Origin of the sequence: Tardiphaga sp., assembly GCF_044340795.1 — a bacterium.
Classification (GTDB): Bacteria; Pseudomonadota; Alphaproteobacteria; order Rhizobiales; family Xanthobacteraceae; genus Tardiphaga.
This window is the reverse complement of record NZ_JBIISY010000381.1, coordinates 1-3,921: the sequence shown is the minus strand read 5'-3', so window position 1 is coordinate 3,921 and position 3,921 is coordinate 1. Positions and strand designations below refer to the sequence as shown.

Sequence of the window (3,921 nt, the reverse complement as noted above, 5' to 3'; positions counted from 1 at the left end):
ATCGCCGGTCAATGCAAAGGCCTGGCAGCGGCAGCCGCCGAAATCCACTTCCTTGAACTCGCAGCTGCGGCAGGGCTCCGGCATCCATCCGCTGCCGCGATAGCGGTTGAAGGCTTCGGAATTCTGCCAGATCCAGGCGATCGAATGATTGCTGCGCACGCTTTCGAAGTCGAGCCCGGTGATGGTCTCCGCAGCGTGGCAGGGCAGCACCTTGCCGGCCGGCGAGATATTGAAGAACTGCCGGCCCCAGCCGCCCATGCACTTCTTCGGCCGCAGCGCATAATAGTCCGGCACCACATAATCGATGTCCAGAATGCCCTTCAGCCGCACCCGTGCCTCATCGACGATGCGGCTGGTGTCGTCGATCTGCTCAATGGTCGGCATCAGTGCAGCACGGTTCTTCAGCGCCCAGCCGTAATATTGCACATTGGCGACTTCCAGCCGATCGGCGTCGAGATCGACCGCCATCTGGATGATGTCCGCGAGCTGATGTAGGTTCTGACGGTGCATCACCGCATTCACCGTCAGCGGCAGATCGAGCTCGCGCGTCCAGCGCGCCACCTCGATCTTCTTTGCATGCCCGCCGCGATAGCCGCCGACCCGATCGGCGACCACGGGCTCATTGCCCTGAAAACTGATCTGCACATGGCAGAGGCCGGCATCCGCCAGCGCTTCAAGTTTCTCGCGCGATAGAAGAACCGCCGAGGTAATCAGATTCGTATATAGCCCGACATTGGTGGCATGCTGCACCAGCTCGACGATGTCCTTGCGCGCCGTCGGTTCGCCGCCGGAGAAGTGGATCTGCAGCACGCCGATCTCGGCAAGCTCGCTCAGCACCTTCTTCCATTCGTCGGTGGTGAGCTCGCTATTGGCGCGATCCAGTTCGACCGGGTTCGAGCAATACGGACATTGCAGCGGGCAGCGATGAGTCAGCTCGGCCAGCACCGCCAGTGGAATGCCGAACGTCTCGGCCGTCGAGCGCGTGCGCTCCAGCACCGCGAGGCTGTCGTTCGCAACCGGCGAAGCATCTGTCAGCGTCGGGCTCATGGCGTCTTTTCCCGCGCTTGCGTGAGAAAGCCCTTGTCCGCGAGGTCCTGCAGCATGGCGATGACGTCATTGCCGATGTCGTCGCGCGGCGCGTTGTATTTCGCGGCGAGCAGGTCGACGATATCGGCGACACTGCGGGCGCCATCGCAGAGCTGCAGGATCTCGACCGCGATCTCGTCGGGCGCCAGCACGCGCTCGGGGGCGAGGATCACCCACACCTGCCGTGTCTCGTCGAATTTCAGCCGGGCGTGGCGCGGCAAGATCGGCTTGCTCGCCTCGGAGACTTCCATCCGACGGCTGCGCGGCTCCGTCATGATCTGCCTCTATCCGGCCGCGGGCACGAAGGCGCCCGGCGGCACATGGCCATCCACATAGGCATGATATAGCGCGTCAAGCTGCACCCACAACACATTGGTCTTGAAGATCAGCGCATTGGCCACCAGCCGCCGTTCGGCCGGCGTCGTGGCATGCTGCTTGACGTAATCCAGCGCAAATCCGGCATCGCGTGGCGCCTGGGTCAGGCGGCGGCTGAAATAGCTCATGATGTCCGGATTGACGAAGTCGTAATGCTTCAGCATGCCGGAAATGCGCTCCTCATGCAGGTTCGGCGCGAACAGTTCCGTCAGGGAGGAGGCGATCGCCTCCAGCGGCGAGCGGTCGCGGACATAATGCACATAGGCCTCCACGGCGAAGCGCGTGGCGGGCAGGATGCCTTCGGTGGATTCCACATAGGCCGAGTCCAGCCCGAGCCCTTCGGTCAGTTTCAGCCAGCGCTCGATGCCGCCTTCCGCGCCGACATCGCCGTCATGGTCCTCGATGCGATGGCGCCATTCCAGCCGCGTGGCGCGGTCGCGAAAGCGCGAGATCACCACGGCATCCTTGATGGGGATCGTGCTCTGGTAATAATAGCGGTTCAGCGCCCAGGCCTGCACCTGGCCCTTGTTGAGCTTGCCGCCATGCAGCAGCTTATGGAACGGATGCAGGCTGTGATAGCGCGTCGCGCCGATCTCGCGCAGCGCCGCCTCCAGTTGCTCGGCGGTGTCGAGCGGCACGCTGTTGTCGATCGAGAGCGCGGACAGTTTCACAGCGTGATCTCCATCCCGTTATGGGGGATCTTCCATCCGGTGGTGGTCAGCGCCGCGCGTTCAGTGGAGTCGCGCAGCAGAGCCGGATTCGAATTGTTGATGTGCAGGAAGAATCTCTGGCCGATGCCGGCATCCGCAAGCGACGCGATCGCACCGTCTTCACCGGACATGGCGATATGCCCCATGCTCTGGCCCGTTTTCTGCCCGAGCCCCGCAGCAACCAGTTCGTCATCACGCCATACGGTGCCATCGAAGAACAGCAGCGGTGCGCGGCTGATGCGGGCTTTCAATTCCGGCGTCACGCGCGCGCACGCGGCGATGAAATAGAAATGCTTGCCGCTGGCCGACTCGCTGATGCGCAGGCCCAGCGTATCGCCGTCGCCGTCGCCATCGGTGCCGGTCGGATGCGCCTGCCCCTCCAGATACCACGCTCCTTTGCCGGGCACCGTGAAAGGCAGCACTTCAAGCCCCGACGCCATGCCATCCTGCAGCCGCAACGCAAAACTCCGGTCGATCTCGACCGCCTCGCGCTTTACGTTCTTGTCCGACAGCACGTTGAAAATACTGTTCGCCTTCAGGATCGCCAGCACGCGCTGATGCGCATAGACCGTAAACGGCGAGCCTTCACGCATCGAGAGCAAGCCCGCTACCGCATCCACCTCACCATTGGTGAGTATCACCCCCGCGATCGGGGAATGGCGCAGTGCGCCCTCCTGCGGATGCAGTTGCGGCGTGTCGGTGACCTGTTGTCGCAGGTCGGGGGAAGCATTGATCAAAAACCAGTTGCGGTCATCGGCGCTGACGGCGATGGACGCCTGGCCGCTCTGCAGTTCGGGCTTGTCGCTGCGCGCGGCCCGGCACATCTGACATCCGCAATTCCATTGCGGGATTCCACCGCCGGCTGCGGCTCCAAGAACGACGATACGCAACATCAGATCGCCTCAAGCCAGCGAGATAAAGACAGCGGAGATATGAGCAGCCGGCATCGAGATGCCGTCTGAGTCGAGAAGGCCCGCGTCGAGAAGGCCCAAGTCCAGAAGGACCGAGTCGAAAAGGGCGCCTTCCCGGCAAGTCCGGCAAGACGCCCCGATCGGCTTGAAGTCGATCTTACTTGCGCGCGGCGCAAGCGTACATGTTGATTTCCATGCCGACCGCAACTTCAACGATCTTCGGTGCTTTCCAGGCCATGATGCTCTCCCGCTCGTGACTGCAGCCGATGCTGCAACACCATAACTCTAACCGTTGCCTAAAGGTTCGCCAACAGTCTCGTCATCACAATGTGAGGGAAGGCAGTCAGGTTAGCGCATAAAAAATCACGTTTGCGTGCACCGCACAATAGTCCGCAATGCAACATTGCAAAGCCAGCCGCGTTCCTTAACCTCGTATGCGAGATCGCGGCAGACACATCACCCGCTGCTCGCGGCACATTCCTGGAAGTCGGGTATCGCTATGCCACGTTATTTCTTCAACACCCGCCTTGGCGACGAGGTCGTCGACGATCCAGACGGCGAATTGCTGCGCAATCCCGACCATGCCTGGGAGGTTGCGCGCTCCATGATCATGCAGTTGCTGCGCTCGGAAGGCACGCAGCGTGATCTGCTGGCGGCGGTGCTGGAAGTGACCGACGAGCAGGGCGAGATCGTACTGGAATTTCCTTTCAGCGAGGCGCTGCTGGATTCGGCGGATTCGACCACGCGCCATTGAGTGACGTGCAGCTGTGATGCGCTGATAGTTTTGATTGCGCAGCGGTACCGAAATATCCGACAGTGAGTCTTGGAAAGCTCCGGAC

6 protein-coding genes are annotated in these 3,921 nt (G+C 61.9%); 1 reads left to right on the top strand and 5 read right to left on the bottom strand.

Annotation, left to right across the window (positions count from 1 at the left end):
- From pqqE to pqqA, 5 genes are all read right to left on the bottom strand, one after another.
- Nucleotides 1-1,047: pyrroloquinoline quinone biosynthesis protein PqqE (gene pqqE, locus ACIQ17_RS31780; RefSeq protein WP_398473511.1), on the bottom strand; the 1,047-nt coding region annotated here is incomplete at its 3' end.
- On the bottom strand, nucleotides 1,044-1,361 hold the full coding sequence (gene pqqD, locus ACIQ17_RS31775; protein WP_398473509.1) for a pyrroloquinoline quinone biosynthesis peptide chaperone PqqD: 318 nt from the start codon (nucleotides 1,359-1,361) through the stop codon (nucleotides 1,044-1,046). The genes pqqE and pqqD, both read right to left, overlap by 4 nt.
- A 9-nt stretch (nucleotides 1,362-1,370) precedes the next feature.
- On the bottom strand, nucleotides 1,371-2,126 hold the full coding sequence (pqqC, locus tag ACIQ17_RS31770) for a pyrroloquinoline-quinone synthase PqqC (RefSeq protein ID WP_398473512.1): 756 nt from the start codon (nucleotides 2,124-2,126) through the stop codon (nucleotides 1,371-1,373).
- Nucleotides 2,127-2,128: 2 nt separating this feature from the next.
- Nucleotides 2,129-3,064, bottom strand: a complete 936-nt coding sequence (gene pqqB / locus ACIQ17_RS31765; protein WP_398473508.1) for a pyrroloquinoline quinone biosynthesis protein PqqB — start codon at nucleotides 3,062-3,064, stop codon at nucleotides 2,129-2,131.
- A gap of 175 nt (nucleotides 3,065-3,239) precedes the next feature.
- Entirely contained in the window at nucleotides 3,240-3,320 is an 81-nt protein-coding gene (gene pqqA / locus ACIQ17_RS31760) for a pyrroloquinoline quinone precursor peptide PqqA (protein WP_089267584.1), read from the bottom strand.
- 261 nt (nucleotides 3,321-3,581) lie between these two features.
- On the opposite strand from pqqA, the gene ACIQ17_RS31755 reads away from it, so the two are divergent.
- Nucleotides 3,582-3,836 (top strand): DUF6894 family protein, encoded by a 255-nt coding sequence (locus ACIQ17_RS31755; RefSeq protein WP_398473506.1) that lies wholly within the window; start codon nucleotides 3,582-3,584, stop codon nucleotides 3,834-3,836.
- The last annotated feature ends 85 nt before the right edge of the window (nucleotides 3,837-3,921 follow it).

Bases quoted from the DNA above. Each gene is read 5' to 3' on its own strand.
- pqqD (WP_398473509.1), bottom strand. From the start codon at position 1,361: ATGACGGAGCCGCGCAGCCGTCGGATGGAAGTCTCCGAGGCGAGCAAG.
- pqqB (WP_398473508.1), bottom strand. From the start codon at position 3,064: ATGTTGCGTATCGTCGTTCTTGGAGCCGCAGCCGGCGGTGGAATCCCG.
- pqqA (WP_089267584.1), bottom strand. From the start codon at position 3,320: ATGGCCTGGAAAGCACCGAAGATCGTTGAAGTTGCGGTCGGCATGGAA.
- ACIQ17_RS31755 (WP_398473506.1), top strand. From the start codon at position 3,582: ATGCCACGTTATTTCTTCAACACCCGCCTTGGCGACGAGGTCGTCGAC.